The organism is Paraburkholderia sp. 31.1, from assembly GCF_014397645.1.
GTDB lineage: Bacteria > Pseudomonadota > Gammaproteobacteria > Burkholderiales > Burkholderiaceae > Paraburkholderia > Paraburkholderia tuberum.
Window position 1 is genome coordinate 1 of sequence record NZ_VZQN01000250.1, and the last position, 255, is coordinate 255.

A 255-nucleotide genomic window follows, 5' to 3' on the forward strand; every position below is an offset into this window, starting at 1 on the left:
CCGACGGGCTGCGGCCCATGAGTGTGCGTACGGGAGGCTACTGCCGCGCTCGCCAGAGACTGCCGCTGACGATGGTGCGGGAGTTGGCGCGCGAGACGGGGCGCCAACTGCATGAGCAGGCCGAGCCGGCCTGGAAGTGGCGCGGGCGCCCGGTCAAGCTGGTTGACGGCACCGGGATCTCGATGCCCGATACGCCGTCGAACCAGGCCCGTTTCCCGCAGTCCAGTGCTCAGGCCGAAGGAGTGGGCTTTCCAT

General features: G+C 69.4%; 1 pseudogene. It reads left to right on the plus strand.

What is annotated here, in order from left to right:
• Positions 1 to 255: pseudogene (locus tag F6X37_RS36180) on the plus strand (IS4 family transposase); the annotation flags it as partial.